Genomic DNA, 17,154 nt, shown 5'->3' with positions numbered 1-17,154 from the left:
GCGATGAACATTCAACCTCCATCCGTTCTTGAGTACGGCGGCACTATGGATGCCGCGCCGTTGGAAATCCACGTCCTGAGCGAATTCGCGAAGTTCCTTCGGAAAAGTGGCGAGCCTTGCGAATTCATCGAAAGCGAAGAGGCTGTTCGGCTCGGTCTGGTGCGGAAGATTGACGGCGCGAGTGTGGACGGCGTGCTACGAATCTCGTCGGGCGATGTGGCCGTGGAACTGTTGGGATATGCGCCGCTCGGGGACCGTGGCGAGAGCATGAAACCCGATTTGAAACTGCGCACGGAAGTGATTGGGCCGAAGATCGCCCAATGGCAGTCGGAAACGCACATCGAACTCAGGATTTACTATTCGCAGCGCCTTCGAACTGCAGCGCCGTTCGGCAGGGTACTCGCCGTTCCGGATAGACGCATTTGGCATGCGCTGGCCAATGAAATTCGGTCGGCGTTGCTGTTAGCGAAGCCGATGGAAGTTGACGGACGGCAATGGCTTCGCTTTGTCGAATCGGATATAGCGACACGTTGGGGGTTTCGCGACGGAACTTTGTTCCTGGACGAATCCGCTTTCCCGTTGTGCGCTGAGCACTTGGACGGCTTGCAACTTCATCGGCTTCACGATTTCATGCTGCCGCGCGTCGATAGCAACTTGTCCGACGGGATGATCGGTCTAGCAGGCTGTTGAAATTCTGATTGTGCCTACTGCGCCGACGCATTGCAGACAACTTTCTGGCCCTCAGACCCGGGTCGCGAGGGTAGATGGCGGTTCGAAATTGCGACTGGTTGGAGTTTTTCAACAGCCTGCTAGCAGGCTGTTGAAATTCTGATTGTGCCTACTGCGCCGACGCATTGCAGACAACTTTCTGGCCCTCAGACCCGGGTCGCGAGGGTAGATGGCGGTTCGAAATTGCGACTGGTTGGAGTTTTTCAACAGCCTGCTAGATTCGTGGACAGCTATGAATTCGCCAGTGCCCCGCCAGCGCTGCGAGTGGGCGTCGGCCCCATCCGAGGCTGAGAGCGAGTTGGGGCGATTCCCGCTGTTTTCTGGTTCGGAACGACTGTGGGCGCTTGGAAGCGCAGGGACGCGCATTTCCCCGATATGTGGCATGGATGTCGCCTGGCACCAACAATGCGAGAGCGACCGAGCGTCCGGAATCAATGAAAGAACGCCTATTTTCGAGGCGTTTTCTTCGAATGGCCCCGCCCGGATTCGAACCGGGAACCAAGCGATTATGAGTCGCCTGCTCTAACCGTTGAGCTACAGGGCCAACAGAGCGAAGAGTATCAGCGCGGCAATGAAAAAGGCCCGCGTCCGGCGCGGGCCTCGATCAATCAAAATTGGCCTCGGATCACTTGATCGACAGCATCTCGCGATAGCCGGGGAGAGGCCACAGGTCCTGGCTCACGCGCGACTCGAGTTCATCGACGACAGCGCGGAGTTCGCCCATGGCGCCGAGCACATCGTCGTGCATGTGATGGGCTTTCTTGTGCTCGTCGGCGACCTGCGTATCGATCGCCTTGTCGAGCTTGGCGATCTTCGAGCGCAGCTGCGAAACCAGCTCGCTGAAATCATCGAGCTCGGCTTTGAGGCTCTTGGAATCGCCTCCGGCGGCCTTGGTCGCGGCAACCGCTTCCGCAATCTCGGTCTGCTGGCGGATTGCCGCGGGAAGAACGAGCGTGCGGGCCATGATCGAGGCTGTCTCGGCCTCGATCTGGACCTGCTTGTTGTACTTCTCGATGTAGATGTGCTCGCGGCTTTCGCTCTCGACCTTGTTGAGAACGCCGTACTTCTTGAAGAGCTCGATGTTCTTCTTGGAGGTGAGAACGGGCAGGGCATCGACGGAATTGCGGAGGTTGGGGAGCTTGCGCTTCTTTTCCGCCTCGACGTGCCACGCGTGGTCGTAGCCGTCGCCGTTGAAGATGACCCGCTTGTGCTGCTTGACCGTCTTCTGGAGCAGGCTCTTGACGGCGGTCTGCAGCTTGGAAGCGGACGGATTCGAGCCGACGGCCTTCTCGAGCTGGGTCGCGAGGAAGTCGAGGCTTTCGGCGACGATGGTGTTGAGCACCGTCGCGGGCCACGCGACCGACTGGCTGCTGCCCACCGCGCGGAACTCGAACTTGTTGCCGGTGAACGCGAACGGCGAGGTGCGGTTGCGGTCGCCGGTGTGGCGGGGGAGCTGCGGAAGCGTGCGGGCGCCTAGGTCGAGCTTGCCGCCCTTCATCGTGCTCTTGGGTGAGCCGCTCTCGATCTGATCGATGATGTCCGAGAGCATGTCGCCGAGGAAGATGGACATGATCGCGGGCGGAGCTTCATTGGCACCGAGCCGGTGATCGTTGTTGGCGCTCGCGACGCTGGCGCGGAGCAGGTCGGCGTGGAGATCGACCGCACGGATGACGGCGCAGAGGAAGACCAGGAACTGCATGTTGGTGTGCGTGTCGTCGCGCGGGTCGAGCAGATTGGTGCCCGTGTCGGTGGACATCGACCAGTTGAGGTGCTTGCCGCTGCCGTTGATGCCGGCGAAGGGCTTCTCGTGCAGGATGCACTGGAGGCGATGGCGGTTGGCGACCTTCTTCAGAGTCTCCATGACGATCATCTGGTGATCGCACGCGAGATTGGCGGTCTCGAAGATCGGGGCGAGTTCAAACTGTCCGGGGGCGACCTCGTTGTGGCGGGTCTTGACCGGCACGCCGAGGCGGTAGAGCTCGCGCTCGGTCTCAACCATGAAGGCGATGACGCGCTGCGGGATCGAGCCGAAATAGTGGTCTTCGAGTTGCTGATGCTTCGGGGGCTTGGCTCCGAAAAGCGTGCGATCGCACGCGAGCAGATCGGGGCGATCAAAGTAATAACTCTGATCGATCAGGAAGTACTCCTGCTCGGCGCCAGCCGTGCACATGACGCGGGTCACGTCCTTATCGGTGCCGAAGATCTTGAGGATGCGCATCGCCTGCTCGGAGAGCGCGTCCATCGAGCGGAGGAGCGGTGTCTTGTGATCGAGCGCGACGCCGGTCCACGAAACGAACGCGGTGGGGATGCAGAGCGTGACCCCGCCACCCGCGCGATTGAGGAAAACGGGGCTGGTCGGATCCCACGCGGTGTAGCCGCGGGCTTCAAAGGTGGCGCGCAGGCCGCCGGAGGGGAAGCTCGATGCGTCGGGCTCGCCCTGGACGAGGGCGCTGCCGCTGAATTCGCTGAGCGCGCCGCCCGTGCCGTCGGGGACGAGGAAGGCGTCGTGCTTTTCCGCAGTCGTGCCTGTGAGCGGCTGGAACCAGTGGGTGTAGTGCGTCGCGCCGTGCTCGATGGCCCAATCCTTCATAGCGGCGGCAACGCTGTCGGCGAGCTCGTGATCGAGGGGCTCGGCATGCTTGATCGTGCGCTGGAGCTGCTTGAAGACTTCCTTGGGGAGACGCTGACGCATGACGCGTTCGTTGAAAACATCGGCGCCGAAGGTGTGGGTCACGGCGTCGCCGGTGTTCATTCGGAGGGCCTCCGGTCGATGGCTGTTGGAATGGTGATGGCTGATTTCGAGAATCGCGTCCGTTCGATTGGTCATGGGTGATCTCTGCTGGGGTTGATCTTGAGAACGGTGCCGGTCCCGCGGCACAGTGAAAACAAACTCATACCGTCACCACCCATACAACCGGAACAAACCGGCGGACGGGCTTTGGCGGCCGAACACGCTCATTGCGTGCCCAAGTGTGCGTACGGGCGGAATTATTGGCACACGAGCGTCCAACGGGAAGCGGTTACGTGCCCAAGCCGGCGCAGAGTTGTCGGCAGAAATCGCCCGCGACTTGGGCCGGGGAACCGTCATTGCCGACTTCGGACAGCCGCCGAATCAATGCACTTCCGACGATCGCGGCGTCGGCGCTCTGAACCACGTGGCGGACCTGATCGGGGGAGGAGATGCCGAAACCCACCGCAATCGGCAGATCGGTGATGCCGCGCAATTCGGAGACGCGACCGGAGATCTCGGGCAACTCCGAACGCTCACCGGTTATTCCGGATCGGGCGAGGACATAGAGAAAACCGGTCGAGGCCTTCGCGATTGCCGCGGCGCGATCGAGCGGAGTTGTTGGCGCGATGAGGAATGTGCACGAGAGACCGGCTTCCCCCGCGGCGGAGCGCCACGCTTCGGACTCTTCGAGCGGAAGATCGGGAAAGATGAATCCGTCGAAGCCGGCATCGCGGAACCTCGCGACGGCGGAAGCGATGCCGGAGTTTGCGCCGAGGCGCTGCATAATGGAGATGCTGACCATCGCCACCAGACCCAGACGGATGCGCTCACGCACGGAAGCAACCTGATCGAGCACGAGGCCCGGCGTGCAGCCGGATTGGATCGCGCGGTGCATCGCCGCGGCGATGACGGGGCCGTCGGCGATCGGATCCGAGAATGGGATTCCGACTTCAACGACGGACGCGCCCGCATCCTGAAGCGCGAGCAGAATGTCGGGCATCGAGTGAAGGCCGGGGTAGCCTGCGCACACAAAAGGCATCAGCGCCTTCCTGTTGCTCGCTTTGAGTTCGGAAAAAATGGAATCGATGCAGCCCATGCGGGGCCACTATACCGGCGCCGCATGCGAATCGCGCTACACTGGCGGGTGAGCCGAACAGGCAAACTGACACCGGCGGATGTAGACGGCGCCTACGCGGCGGCACAAAAAGTCGTGGACATGCATCGCGCGCTGGTCGGGTTTGTTCGCCCCGGAAAAACGCTTGCGCAGATCGATCGATTCGTCGCGACGACTCTCGAGTCGATGGGGACCGAGTCGTGCTTTCTTGGCTATCGCCAGTCGCTGCGCGGCCCGAAGTTTCCTTCGCACGCATGCCTCAGCGTAAACGATTGCATCGTTCACGGAACCGCAGGTTCGCTGGACCGACCGCTCGCGCCCGGCGACCTGATCAAGATCGACATCGGCGTGACCTATCGCGGCTGGATCGGCGATGCTGCTTGGACGTATTCGATCGGCCCGGCGTCGAGCGAGGTGCGTCGACTCATGGACGCGGGCAAAGAATCGCTCTCTGCGGGCATTCAGGCTTTTCGGATAGGAGAGCCGCTGTTGCTATGGGCAAAGGCGGTCGAACACTGCGTGGAGTCGAAATACGGATTTCGACTGATCCGGGGTCTTGGAGGGCATGGGTATGGGAGAAGGCTGCACACCGAACCGTTTGTTTCGAACTCGACCCCGACCTTTGCAAGCGAATGGCCGGACGGGTCGCGACCATGTTCTCCGGGGATGCTTCTGGCGCTGGAACCGATGATTGGCGTGGGAACCGGTCAGCAGCGCTCGTCGAATGGGCACGACTGGCCTGTCTACACGGCGGATGGATCTCTCGCGAGTCATCATGAGCACGATGTTCTTATCACCGAGAGCGGTCCGCGCGTGCTGACCGAGGGATTGGATGATCTGCCGGATGAGCTGCCCGCGTGACGCGCCTGGCTATATAACTCTTTCGTGCAGAAAATGCCGATCGAATGCCGAATGAGGAATTCGTGTGGGAAAGACTTGACAGTTGCTCTGACGTGTGCTGGTATGACTCAAGACCGCCCGGAAAAGGGCTGTGTTACGGAGATGATTTCATGCGGACAATTTCAAAGGCTATCGCTCTCTCGGTCGCGCTGTTGAGCGCGCAAACCGTCACGCTTGCGCAAACCGCGACGCCGGTGCAGCTAAAAGCATCGGACGCCGCGGCAAACAGATACTTTGGTACGAGCGCGTCGATCAGCGGCGACATGCTCGCGATCGGGGCGCCGCTCGCTTCCGGCGGTGCGATATCAAATAACGACGGATCGGTCTATCTCTTCCGGTGGACGGGGACGGCGTGGTCGCAGGAACAGAAGATCGCCGGTCCGAGTGCGATCTCGGGGACACAAACCGACTTCGGGCGGTCGGTTGCAATCTCGGGCGAGACCCTTGTGGTGGGCGCCAGACTCGACGACACCGCCGCCAGCGACGCGGGCGCCGCGTATGTGTATGTACGTATCGCGGGCTTGTGGACGTTCCAACAGAAGCTGACGGCAAGCAACGCGGCGGCGAACGACAATTTCGGTGACGCGGTCGCGATTGATGGCGACACGATCGTGGTGGCGGCGTCCGGTGCGGACGCGGGCGGCACGGATCGCGGTTCGGTTTATGCGTTCGTGCGCAGCGGCAACGTCTGGTCTCAGCAGGCGATTCTTCCCGCGATGACCGGCGCCGCAAACGGGGACAAAGCCGGAGAGAACGGCGCGCTTTCGATCAATGGCGACACGGTCGCGGTCGGTGCGCCCAGCAAGACTTCGAATGCCGGCGCGGTCGCCCTGTATTCACGCCAGATTGCCACTTGGACCAATACAACGGTTTTGGCGAGCCCGGACGCCGGCACCGACACAGCCGGCAAGTTCGGCTCTTCCGTATCGGTCAAGGGCGATGTGCTGGCGGCCGGTGCGATCAATTCTTCGAAGACGGTTGCCACAGGTGGCGGGGCATACATCTACAGGCGTACTTCCGGAACTTGGGGCGCCTCTTCGAGCGGAGTTCTGGTTGTCCCATCCGGGCTGGCGACTGGCGACAGCTTTGGTAGTTCCATCATCCTGAGCGGGAACACGCTTCTCGTCGGCTCGCAGGGTCGGTCCACCAACACGGGCGCGGCGTACTCATTCCGCTTCCAGGACGGTGCCTGGTCACAGGAAGCGTTGATTCTCGCTCCCGATGCCGCTGTCGGTGATTTCTTCGGGTTCTCCGTCTCTATGGACGGCAACATCGCCGCCATCGGCGCTCAAGCCGACGACTTCTCCGGCTTGACCGATGCCGGTTCGGCTTGGGTTTTCTCGCGTGAGAACAACAAGTGGCTCAATGGTCCGAACTACGCGTCTTCGACCGCCATGGTCGCCGGCGATTCGTTCGGATTTGCCGCGGCGATCGATGGGAACTACGCCATCATCGGCGCTTACACCGACACGGTCACCGCGGTCGGACAGGGCTCGGCCTCCATCTTCACGCGCGGTGGAACCAACTGGACATTCCAGCAGATGATCACCGCGACCGGCGGAACGACGAACGACAATTTCGGCCGGAGCGTCAGCATCAGCGGCTCGACCGCGCTCGTGGGCGCTCCGTCGGTTGACAACGGCGGCGCGATCGACCAGGGCGCCGTGTATTTCTTCAATCGCTCGGGCGCCACCTGGACCCAGACCGGCGGGACCATTCGGGCCTCCGACGGCTCGGCCACCGACTATTTCGGCACGAGTGTCGGCATCAGCGGCGACTACGCCGTGGTGGGCGCTTACGCGGATGACACCGGGTTGTTCATCAATCACGGCTCCGCATATGTGTTTGAACGCAACGCCAACGGTGTCTGGCAGCAAATCGCTCGCCTCGAAGCTTCCGATAAGGCCTCGAACGACCTGTTCGGCTACGCATCCGCAATCAGCGGCAATCTGATCGTCGTCGGCGCGCACAACAAGTCTTCTGTTGGTTCCGCGTACATTTTCGCGAAGGACGATGTGGGCACCTTCAAGCAGGTTGCAAAGCTCAGCCCGAATGATCCGAGCGCCGGCGCGCTGTTTGGCGTTTCGGTTGCGACAGATGGTGAAATTGTGGTTGTGGGCGCCCAGGGCAAGCCCGCGGCCTACGTCTATGCCAAGCAGAGCAACAACACCTGGACGCAGGTTTCCAAGCTGACCGCGCCGGACGGCAATACGACCGATGGATTCGGCGTGAGCGTTTCGGCGTCAAATAGGCAGATTGCGGTGGCGACGGTCACCGATCGGCGAGGCGCCGTGAACGGCGCAGGCTCCGCGTACCTGTTCACATCGTCGACCGGGCTCGCAACCGGCCCCTACGTCACGCAGTACCGCGTGAACCCGATCTCGACCGTGACCGCGGCGGGCGACGGCGTGGGCTATAGCGTCGGGATTTCCGGCGGCACGATCGTCGGCGGCAGCTTTACCGGAACCGGCATCACCGGCCGCGCGACCGAATTCACCGATGTCACGGACAGCGCACTCACCAGCGTTGTGAATCTCACCGCACAGAACACGGCGACCGATTTGGCCAGTGCTCTCGAAGCAGCCACGGCGGATCAAACAATCATCGCGGCGGCGGGGGCGTTTTCTCAATCGCCGAGCGTGAACTTCGGTGGGAAGGCCGTCACGGCGAAGAGCCGCAGCACAATCCAGACTCCCGCGACGACACTCATTTCTATGGCGAACGGAGCCGTTCTCACAACGGCTTCTGGTTATCCCATGAGTGTGTACGGAACGCTCCGCACGTCGAACGATTCGGGTCGCAGCGATCTGGTCGCTTCGAATATCTATCAGGGCGGGTTCGGAAGCTGGAACATCGGCGAACATGAGGTGTCGATGTCGGCGACCAGCGCGACATTCGACGGCAAGACGACGCTGCAGAGCACCAAGTCTGGCCTCAGCACAAACGGAACGATCCTGTTCCGCGGCAGCCTCACCGACCTGTTCGGCGGCAGGCTGACCTCCGCCGGTCCGATGACCTTCGACGGCATCGTCAATCTGAAGAGCACATCCATCACTTCGGGTGGAACGATGTCGATTGAGACGAACACAAACATGGCCGGCGTCACGGTTTCTTCGCCGGCCAATGTGGTCACCGGCGGCGGGCGCTGGGTGTTCGGCGGCACCTTGATGGGGCCTCTGAACAACTCCGGCAAGATCATCACCGCCGGCGCGTCGAGCATTTACGGCTCGATCATCAACAACTCGGGCGCAACCATCGATCTCACGGGTGGTGCAACTGCTTTGTATGGCAGCGTCGTGAACAACGGAACGATCACCGGCTCGTTCAGCGGTTGCCCGACCTGCGTGGGGCTTCCGGTTGCCCTCCAGATCGAATCTGACATGATGTTCAATGAGGGCGCGGGCTTGGCGATCTCAGGTGGTTCGATCGAGATCGGTCGGTCGTTCCAGGCGACGGCTCTCGACTCGCACCCCTTCAACATGCTGGCCGGCGGCATCCGCATGAGCAACAGCGGGCAGGGCGCTTCGACCTTCGAGGCAATGAGCCACGATTACGGCCCAGCCGGTGCCGTGCTCCATGCGGACATCGACTCGAGCTTCCCGATTGGCATTCTCGAAGTCGGACCGAAGGCTACCGTGCTCAATCTCGTCGACCTGTTCGACAACGATGCGGCGGGTCAGTCTTCGCGCGAAGCGGTGTATGTCGAGACCCTGATCGTGAACGCCGGCAGCCGCTTGAACACTGGCGGCATCAGGGTGTACGCCCGTTACTCCTCGATCGCGGGCACGGTTGACAACATCAGCAACGTCATCACGCTCGGCGGGCCCTGCGACGCCGATCTGAAGATCGACGCGATGGTTGATGATGCCGATTTCTCGCTCTTCGTCAGCGCATACAACGTTTCGGATTGCTCGGACAACGCCATGCCGCGTCTTGGCGGCGGCGGCTGCCGCGCCGATCTGAATTTCGACGGCTTTGTCGATGACGCGGACTTCCAGATCTTTGTGGGCGCCTACGACCGCCTTCTGTGCGATTAACCAAGGTTTTCGCCTCATAACTGACAGAGGAATTGCCTTGCGGCCCTGCGATTTGCAGGGCCGTTTTCTTTTCCGGCATCCGCGCGACGGGATCGGGAGAATGATGATGCGGAGGCGACCGGTGCATTCGGCCCTCGGAAATGACGCCCTCGGCAGGCCGGTTCGGCTGCTTCTCGCCGACCCGAGCGACCTGCCACCAGGTTCACGTCCCGATGGATGGCGGTCTTCACTCTCGTCGGTGTGGCGCATCGGGCTGGATGCGTTTCGCACTCGATCCGGATGGTACATCGCGTCGATGCTCGGGCTGCTCGCCTTTGACTTTTTCGGGCTCTGGGCCGCGGGGCCGCTCGCCATGTTTCTGGTGCTGTCGTCTCCGATCGCGTCGGTTCTGCTGATTCTGGTCGTCAATTCGGCGGTTGGTCTCTCCCTCGCCATTGAGGAGCGCAAGCGAGGTGCTCGCGACCTCTGGCTGGATGCGGGGCGATGTCCTAGCTGCGGCTATGTGCTCGATCAGGAAGATTCGGATCCGCACCGCCCGATTGTCTGCTCGGAATGCGGCGCGGCGTGGCTGGCGACGCTCGCATCTCCGGATCCGATCGTTGTGCTTCGGTCCCGAGCGATCGGCGTCGATTCAGTTTCCGGAGTAGTAGCGCGCAACGTGCCCGCCGACGATCACGGCCCGTACAGGATCACCGCCGAGTTCGTACGCGAGCTCCCGGTAGTCTTCGAACCGGAGCAGGACAAGATCCGCCCGCTTGCCGGATGAAACGACGCCGCGATCCTTGAATCCGAGCATCATGGCGGGATTCACGGTGATCGCCGTCAGAGCCTCGTCAACGGTCAGCCCGCAGAACCGGACCGCGAGCGCTGCGGCAAGCGGAATCGAGATCGAAGGAGATGAACCGGGATTGGCGTTGGTCGCGACGCAGACCCGGCCGCCTCGATCCACCAGCTCGCGCAGGTTCGCGAACTTGATCCCCGGCGACATGCCGGTGAACGCCTTGCAAGTGGATGAGTTGCCGAGGTTGATCGCCGTGATCGGGAGACCAACGGCGAATGTTTGACTCTTCGATAGTACCTCGAGTTCCGCGCTCGTCGTCTGCTCCAAATGATCAACGCTCAAAACGCCGAGCTTGACGGCTTCGGTTACCATGCCGCGGCTCGTGAACTGATCGGCATGCACTCGCAGCGGATGCCCCAGCTCCTTGGCGGCATTCAGCAGCCGGAGCGAATCCGAAAGCGTCCACGCGCCTTCTTCGCAGAACAAATCGATTGCGATGCCGGGGAATTCCGCGTGAACAGTCGGGAGCGTCTCGTTGATGGTTTTCTCGACAAACGTCTTTTCACCGACGGTTGTATCGATCGCGTGTCCGATCAAAGCGGTGAGCACCACAGTGCCCGGCCAGGTCAGCGCGGCATCCCTGATAGCGCGAAGCATCTTGATCTCGGTTTCGGTGTTCAAGCCGTAACCGGACTTGATTTCGATCGTTGTGATGCCTTGGCGCAGCGATGCATCCAGGCGCTGCCGAAGCAACTCCGTGAGCCGAACGAGCGGTGTTTCGCGAACGGCTCGAACGGTGCTCATGATGCCGCCGCCGTCCTTGAGAATCTGCAAGTAGCTTTCGCCGGCCAGCCGTCGCGTCCACTCGTCGATCCTGTTTCCGGCCCAGCAAAGGTGGGTGTGGCAATCCACGAACCCCGGCATCAGGACGTCGCCGCGTGCATCGATGACCTGCCCGCCGGGCGGAACGGTGATCCCGTCGCCGACTGCCTCGATGCGCCCGGCGCGAATGAGCACGTCAACGTTTTCCCGCATTTTCAGCCCGCGCATTGCCTCGCCGGTGCGCACCCCCACGTAGCCCGGCGGGGCTTCCATCGACAAAAGTCGGCAACGGCGAATCAGAAGGCTCATTCGAGTGCTCAAAGCAGCGTGAATTCGGCCCCCGGCCCAATCCGCCCGACGTCCTGTGCAGACGCGGGCCCTTGCAAAGCTTATCAGGAACTCGGCCTCACTGCTTGACGGAAGCGGTACGAAGCCCGATGCCCCGCAGAAACGAGAGCAGCAAATGTGCAGCGAGCCGGGCGGTGCGCCCGCCTTCGTCGTGCGGTGGACAGAGTTCCATGAAATCAAGACAGCGAAGGTTGTAGTGCTGACCCAGCCGCTCCATCGCGTCCGCGAGTTCGCGTGGTCCGAGCCCCGCCGGATTCGGCGCGCTGACCCCGGGCGCCGCCCCCATATCGACGCAATCGAGATCGACGCTCACAAACCCGCCGTTCGTGTCGATGCCTCCGAGCGGATCGGAACCGGCCGGTGCGATGACGCCGCGATGTTTGATAAACCATTCGGCGTGCTCACGCTGGTTCACGAGCGGATTGAATCCGACGATTCGCAGGTTCGATGCGATGTTTTCATCGAGCAACCGGCGGAACGACATCCCGCTGCCCGGAGTGTCGCGCACATCGAGATGCGCATCGAAATAGATTCCGGGCATGAGTGAACCGCGTGCGCGGGCGACGCCTCTTACCAGCGCATAGGTCAGATCGTGCCCGCCTCCGAATCCGATGACGAGCATGCCGCGGCGGGCGAGTGCTTCCGTCGCTTCGCTGACACGATCGTGCGTTCGGGCAAGAGCCTGAGCATCTTGTCCTTCCGCGGGTACAACATCCCCGGCATCAAAGACTGCCGGTAACTCGCACAGAAACTGCGACGCAACTCCGTATCGGCTGAGAGCATCACGGATCGCGTGCGGCCCTTCGCGTGCACCGGGGCGTCCGTTGTTCAGATGTACCCCGAGATCATCGGGCATTCCCAAGATTGCGATTGAACAGCCGTCGTGTGAGTCCGTCCGGATCGTCGAAGCGAAACGCCCCGGCGCGATGCCCGCCGGATATCTCGCCGGAGTGCAGTGGGGGAGGTTGAGGGAAGGACTCATATCGCGCTCGAGATCAGGATCGCATCGGGATATCGATTTTGTTTGCCTTGGCGCACGCGGCGGCTTCGTCGTATCCGGCATCGACATGACGAAAAACACCCATCGCTGGATCGTTTGTCAGCACGCGCTTCAACCTCGCCACGGCCTCCTTTGTGCCGTCCGCAACGATCACTTGGCCCGCGTGCTGACTGAATCCGATTCCGACGCCGCCGCCGTGATGGAAACTGACCCATGATGCGCCGCTCGCCACATTGACCATGGCGTTGAGGATCGCCCAGTCGCTGACGGCGTCGGTCCCGTCCTTCATTCCTTCGGTCTCGCGGTTCGGGCTGGCGACGCTCCCGCAGTCGAGATGATCGCGGCCAATGACGATCGGAGCTTTGATCTTGCCGGACTTGACGAGGTTGTTGAGCATGACGCCGGCTTTGTCGCGCTGGCCCTGACCGAGCCAGCAGATGCGCGCCGGAAGGCCCTGAAACGCGATGCGTTCCTTCGCCATCGTCAGCCAGCGATGGAGTCCTTTGTCCTTCGGGAACAGCTTCATGAGAGCTGCGTCGGCCGTGAAAATGTCTTTCGGGTCGCCCGAGAGCGCGACGAAACGGAACGGCCCGCGCCCGACGCAGAATTGGGGCCGGATGTACGCGGGCACGAAACCCGGAAACGCGAACGCATCCTTGAAACCGTGATCGAAGGCTCGCTGCCGGATGTTGTTGCCGTAGTCGAACGTGATGCTTCCGTGCTTCTGAAGCTCGACCATGGCGCGCACATGGCGATCCATTGATGCCAGACTCTCTTGCTCGTACTTCGCAGGGTCGCTCTGCCGCCAGGCCTCTGCCTGTTCGATCGATCTTCCCAGCGGCACATAGCTGAGGAGATCGTGTGCGCTCGTCTGATCGGTCAGGGCATCGGGCGTGATGGCGCGTTCGAGGAGTCGCTCGAGCAGTTCGATCGCATTGCAGCACACGCCGATGCTGATCGCCTTCTTGTCTTTCGCGCTCGCGACCGCGGCATCAATCGCCGCGTCGAGATTGTCCACGACTGAATCGAGGTAACGGTCTTTCACCCGGCGCTGCAGGCAGCGCATATCGACATCGGCGATCAGGCATGTGCCGCCGTTCATGGTGATGGCGAGCGGCTGCGCGCCGCCCATGCCGCCGCATCCGGCGGTGACGCACAGTTTTCCGGCAAGATCGGCCTTGAAATGATGCTGCCCGAGTTCGCGGAATGTCTCGTACGTCCCCTGCACGATCCCCTGCGTGCCGATGTAGATCCACGAACCGGCCGTCATCTGGCCGTACATCATGAGACCTTTGGCCGCGAGTTCATCGAAGTGCTTTTGTGTCGCCCAGTGGGGGACTAGATTGCTGTTGGCGATGAGCACCCGCGGCGAATCCTTCGTCGTTTGAACAACGCCGACCGGTTTGCCGGACTGAACCAGCAATGTCTCGTCCGCTTTCAGACGTTTCAGAGTCTTGATGATTGCATCGAACGCGGGCCACGAGCGCGCCGCCTGTCCGCGCCCGCCATAGACGACCAGATCTTCCGGGCGCTCGGCAACCTCAGGGTCGAGGTTGTTCATGAGCATGCGCATCGCGGCCTCGGCCTGCCAGGTCTTGCAGACTTTCTTCTTGCCGCGCGGAGCACGCACGACACGTGCGCCGGATTTCGGCGCCGCCTTCGCGGCGTCGGCGAGAATCTTCGAAACTTTTCCGATCTTCTCAACCACTTTGGTCGGCATTCAACGCTCCTCGAGGAGCGAGTGTAGTGGGCGGCCGCACCGAAGTGTGAGGCGACGAGGCCTGTATCCTGCAAGGATGCGATGCCGTGACTGCGGCTATTCACTCGAAGGGTTGTCGCTGCGGGCGAGGTGTCCCGAATGCGGCGGCTCGAAACGCGACAGCGAGGATGAGCGCGAGATCCAAGGGCTTCTCATTCGCAAGTGGCGGCAGGCAATCTGGGTGCCCGTAGTTCTGGCCGCGGCGACCGTGCTTGTCGGCTACGGCGTGCCGATCCTCACCCCGCTTGTCGCGCTCTTTTTCCTGATGTTCGTCGCGATTCTGGCGGAAGATATCACCCGATTGCGAGGATTCCTGCGTCCGGAGTGGTCTCCGTTCCGGTGGCTGTTCGAGCTTGCAATCGTGCTCGTCCTGTTCGTGACATATTTCACGCTCGCGTGCGTTGGCCTTTGGCGACTCGCGCAGAGCCCGCTCGTGCGAAGTTTTTTCTAGCGCCTATATCCCACCGAATGCGCCCTCGCGGATGAGATCCGATACCGCCTCGATATCGCGCGTGAGCGGACGATCGTGAGTGAGCTTCTTCACCTTGGAGCGGACGATCTTGTACGCCGCTTCGACACCCTTGCCGCTCTTGAGGGGACGATGCGCTTCGAGTCCCTGTGCGGCGCAGATCAGTTCGATCGCGACGACTTTGCGGGCGAGATCGAGTGAGCGAGCCGCCTTGGCGGCACTGCGCGGGCCGAACGAGTTGTAATCTTCCATGCCGGCGGAAGTGGGGATGTTGGCCACGCTCGCGGGAGTCGCGAGCCCGATCATCTCGTTGACGCATGCCGCGGCGGTGTACTGGGCGATCATCAGTCCGCTCTGCAAACCCGGGAGCGGCGAGAGGTAAGGCTTCAGGTGACTCTCGGGTTCGAAGGCGCCGGTGATGAGATATATCCGCCTTTCGGCGATGCCAGCGATGTGGCAGAGCGCGATCGCAAGCAAATCGAGCGGGATGGCGAGCGGCATGCCGTGGAAGTTGGCACCGGAGAGAATGTCCCCCCGCCCGCCCGGGCGGGGAAACACGAGCGGGTTATCGGTGACGGCGCCGAGTTCGTCGTACTCGAGAACCGAATTTAGATTTCCCATCGCGTACCAGCACGCGCCGAGTACGGTGGGGGCGGCGCGGAGCGAATAGGGGTCCTGCACGCGCGGGTCGTTTTCGACGTGGCTCGGCAGAATCCGGCTTCCCGACAGCAACTCGCGCATTCTCTCGGCCACCGTGCGCATGCTGTAGCAATTGCGGGCCCGATAAAGCCGATCGTCCAGAAACTCATCCGTAGCACGGCAGGCTTCGATCGATATCGCCGTCGCAATCACGGCCGCGCCGAAGAGTGTCGACGCGTCGTGCGAGATCAAACTTCCCCAACCCGCCATCAAATGGGTACCGTTGATCAGCGCCAGCCCTTCTTTCGCGGACAGTTCGAGCGGCTTCATCCTCGCTTTACGCAACGCGGCAGCGCCGCTCATCCGACGCCCGCCCAGTTCCGCCTCGCCCTCACCGATCGCGACCAGCGCAACCGCAGAGAGCGGAGCCAAATCGCCGGATGCGCCGACGCTTCCCACGCTCGGCACGATCGGCGTCACCCCTTTGTTGAGCATCGCAACGATGGTTTCGCAAACAATTGGGCGCACGCCCGAAAGCCCGCGCCCGAGCGATGCCGCGAGAAGCAGCATCATGGCCCGAACGACATCGCGCGGCAGCGGCTCACCAACACCGGCGGAATGCGAACGCACGAGGTTGCGCTGCAGCGCTGCCAAATCCGCTTCGCCGATTCGTTGTTTGCTGAGCGAGCCGAAACCGGTGTTGATCCCGTAGTGCGGTTCGCCGTCCTTGAGCGCCCGCTCGACCACGGTCCTCGATCGCTTCATCGCGGCGATCGACTTCGGAGAAACTCGCACGCGGACGTTTTCGCGAGCGACCGCAACCACATCCTCGATTGAAAGAGAGCCGGTCGTGAGGTCGACGGAATGGGCCATGGGGGACGAGTGTAGGCACCAAAAATAGCCATAACGTCCTATAATATATGTTATGTTAAATACAAAGAGCTGGCGTCAAAGCGAGCGTGCGATCCCGCCGCAGGCGGCTCGGACGATGGCCAAACTCGCGAAGGAAGGCGTTCGACAAATGAGCTTCGCTGCAGAACCCGCACTTGGCAGCGATCGAGATCATCCGGTCCTTGGTGTCGAGCACGCAGGACAGCGCCCGACGCAGCCTGAGGCGTTCCAGGTAGCGATGGACCGGCAGACCGGTGTGGCGCTTGAAGACGCGGCAGAGATGAAATGGTGACATGCACACCCCCGCCGCCAGGCTTTCAAGGCCGTGGGAGTGCTCCGGGTTCGTCGCAAGCACGCGACGCACCTCGTCAACCGATTCCCTGTGAAACCTCGCCTGAGCGGGGGAAGGGCGTCTACGCCGGACGGTGCTTCGGGCCTGCACGTTCGCCTCGATGATTTCGGAGATTGACTCCAGCACGGTCTCCTCGACTCGAAGCCCGTTGCGACCGTTTCCCTCCACGAGAACCGAATTCAAAGCGTGCAGGCGCAGCAGGGGGGCTGTGGGTGATGGACCAAAGTTCCAGGGAAAACGAGAGGTGGGGTCGTGCTTTCGACCCGTGGCTGCGGTCAGCATCTCCGCGAGCAACTCGGGCCGAATATCAACCCAGTCGTTGCGAAGGCCGTGAGGGGTGAGATTGCGGCGGCGATATGTGAACCCGACATTCGTGAAGTACACCGTGTTGCGGTCGATCACCGTCGGCGAGTCACTTTCGACCGTCACCAAGTAGGGGATTCGAGGCAAGCCGATTGCGGGCCAGCAATAGCCTGTTCGTGCCTGTCTCCATTCCGGGTGATCGGCGGGAATGTGCAGGACGCCGATTCCGATGAGCGGCGTTTCGAACAGCGGGTGCGCGCGATGCGTCGGCGACATGTC

11 protein-coding genes and 1 tRNA gene are annotated in these 17,154 nt (G+C 61.9%); 4 read left to right on the top strand and 8 right to left on the bottom strand.

Features of this window, described 5'->3' with window-relative positions; genetic code table 11:
• The first annotated feature begins 3 nt into the window (after positions 1–3).
• Positions 4–690 carry a hypothetical protein gene (locus tag KF691_08550; GenBank protein MBX3389489.1) on the top strand — a complete coding sequence of 229 codons (687 nt, stop codon included), beginning with the start codon at positions 4–6 and terminating at the stop codon, positions 688–690.
• Between the two features lie 510 nt (positions 691–1,200).
• Here the strand turns inward: KF691_08550 and KF691_08545 are convergent.
• The 3 genes from KF691_08545 to trpA all read right to left on the bottom strand — a co-directional run bounded on the left by KF691_08545 (position 1,201) and on the right by trpA (position 4,556).
• Positions 1,201–1,273: transfer RNA gene (locus tag KF691_08545), tRNA-Ile, on the bottom strand.
• 81 nt (positions 1,274–1,354) lie between these two features.
• Positions 1,355–3,556 (bottom strand): glutamine synthetase III, encoded by a 2,202-nt coding sequence (locus KF691_08540; GenBank protein ID MBX3389488.1) that lies wholly within the window; start codon positions 3,554–3,556, stop codon positions 1,355–1,357.
• A gap of 193 nt (positions 3,557–3,749) precedes the next feature.
• A complete protein-coding gene (gene trpA, locus KF691_08535; protein ID MBX3389487.1) occupies positions 3,750–4,556 on the bottom strand; it encodes a tryptophan synthase subunit alpha in 807 nt (268 codons plus the stop codon).
• 48 nt (positions 4,557–4,604) lie between these two features.
• On the opposite strand from trpA, the gene map reads away from it, so the two are divergent.
• Entirely contained in the window at positions 4,605–5,435 is an 831-nt protein-coding gene (gene map / locus KF691_08530) for a type I methionyl aminopeptidase (GenBank protein ID MBX3389486.1), read from the top strand.
• A gap of 149 nt (positions 5,436–5,584) precedes the next feature.
• Positions 5,585–9,511 carry a hypothetical protein gene (locus KF691_08525; protein ID MBX3389485.1) on the top strand — a complete coding sequence of 1,309 codons (3,927 nt, stop codon included), beginning with the start codon at positions 5,585–5,587 and terminating at the stop codon, positions 9,509–9,511.
• Positions 9,512–10,142: 631 nt separating this feature from the next.
• Here KF691_08525 and hutI read toward each other — a convergent pair.
• The 3 genes from hutI to hutU all read right to left on the bottom strand — a co-directional run bounded on the left by hutI (position 10,143) and on the right by hutU (position 14,182).
• Positions 10,143–11,387, bottom strand: coding sequence for an imidazolonepropionase (gene hutI / locus KF691_08520; GenBank protein ID MBX3389484.1), 1,245 nt, complete (start codon positions 11,385–11,387; stop codon positions 10,143–10,145).
• Positions 11,388–11,520: 133 nt separating this feature from the next.
• Positions 11,521–12,318, bottom strand: coding sequence for an arginase family protein (locus KF691_08515; GenBank protein ID MBX3389483.1), 798 nt, complete (start codon positions 12,316–12,318; stop codon positions 11,521–11,523).
• Positions 12,319–12,457: 139 nt separating this feature from the next.
• Positions 12,458–14,182, bottom strand: coding sequence for a urocanate hydratase (hutU, locus tag KF691_08510; protein MBX3389482.1), 1,725 nt, complete (start codon positions 14,180–14,182; stop codon positions 12,458–12,460).
• A 76-nt stretch (positions 14,183–14,258) separates the two neighbouring features.
• On the opposite strand from hutU, the gene KF691_08505 reads away from it, so the two are divergent.
• Positions 14,259–14,672: a hypothetical protein gene (locus tag KF691_08505; GenBank protein MBX3389481.1), complete on the top strand. Its 414-nt coding sequence runs from the start codon at positions 14,259–14,261 to the stop codon at positions 14,670–14,672.
• A gap of 3 nt (positions 14,673–14,675) precedes the next feature.
• On the opposite strand, the gene hutH is transcribed toward KF691_08505, so the two are convergent.
• Together hutH and KF691_08495 are read right to left on the bottom strand one after the other, a co-directional pair.
• On the bottom strand, positions 14,676–16,202 hold the full coding sequence (hutH, locus tag KF691_08500) for a histidine ammonia-lyase (GenBank protein MBX3389480.1): 1,527 nt from the start codon (positions 16,200–16,202) through the stop codon (positions 14,676–14,678).
• Positions 16,203–16,257: 55 nt separating this feature from the next.
• Positions 16,258–17,151: a helix-turn-helix domain-containing protein gene (locus KF691_08495; protein ID MBX3389479.1), complete on the bottom strand. Its 894-nt coding sequence runs from the start codon at positions 17,149–17,151 to the stop codon at positions 16,258–16,260.
• Positions 17,152–17,154 lie beyond the last annotated feature (3 nt).

This window comes from Phycisphaeraceae bacterium (genome assembly GCA_019636555.1).
Taxonomy (GTDB): Bacteria; Planctomycetota; Phycisphaerae; order Phycisphaerales; family UBA1924; genus JAFEBO01.
Note: the sequence above shows the minus strand (reverse complement) of the source record. Positions and strands in the feature narration are given on the sequence as shown.

Bases quoted from the DNA above. Each gene is read 5' to 3' on its own strand.
- hutU (MBX3389482.1), bottom strand. From the start codon at position 14,182: ATGCCGACCAAAGTGGTTGAGAAGATCGGAAAAGTTTCGAAGATTCTC.
- hutH (MBX3389480.1), bottom strand. From the start codon at position 16,202: ATGGCCCATTCCGTCGACCTCACGACCGGCTCTCTTTCAATCGAGGAT.
- KF691_08505 (MBX3389481.1), top strand. From the start codon at position 14,259: ATGCGATGCCGTGACTGCGGCTATTCACTCGAAGGGTTGTCGCTGCGG.
- KF691_08540 (MBX3389488.1), bottom strand. From the start codon at position 3,556: ATGACCAATCGAACGGACGCGATTCTCGAAATCAGCCATCACCATTCC.
- KF691_08550 (MBX3389489.1), top strand. From the start codon at position 4: ATGAACATTCAACCTCCATCCGTTCTTGAGTACGGCGGCACTATGGAT.
- hutI (MBX3389484.1), bottom strand. From the start codon at position 11,387: ATGGAAGCCCCGCCGGGCTACGTGGGGGTGCGCACCGGCGAGGCAATG.
- trpA (MBX3389487.1), bottom strand. From the start codon at position 4,556: ATGGGCTGCATCGATTCCATTTTTTCCGAACTCAAAGCGAGCAACAGG.
- KF691_08495 (MBX3389479.1), bottom strand. From the start codon at position 17,151: ATGTCGCCGACGCATCGCGCGCACCCGCTGTTCGAAACGCCGCTCATC.
- KF691_08525 (MBX3389485.1), top strand. From the start codon at position 5,585: ATGCGGACAATTTCAAAGGCTATCGCTCTCTCGGTCGCGCTGTTGAGC.
- KF691_08515 (MBX3389483.1), bottom strand. From the start codon at position 12,318: ATGCCCGATGATCTCGGGGTACATCTGAACAACGGACGCCCCGGTGCA.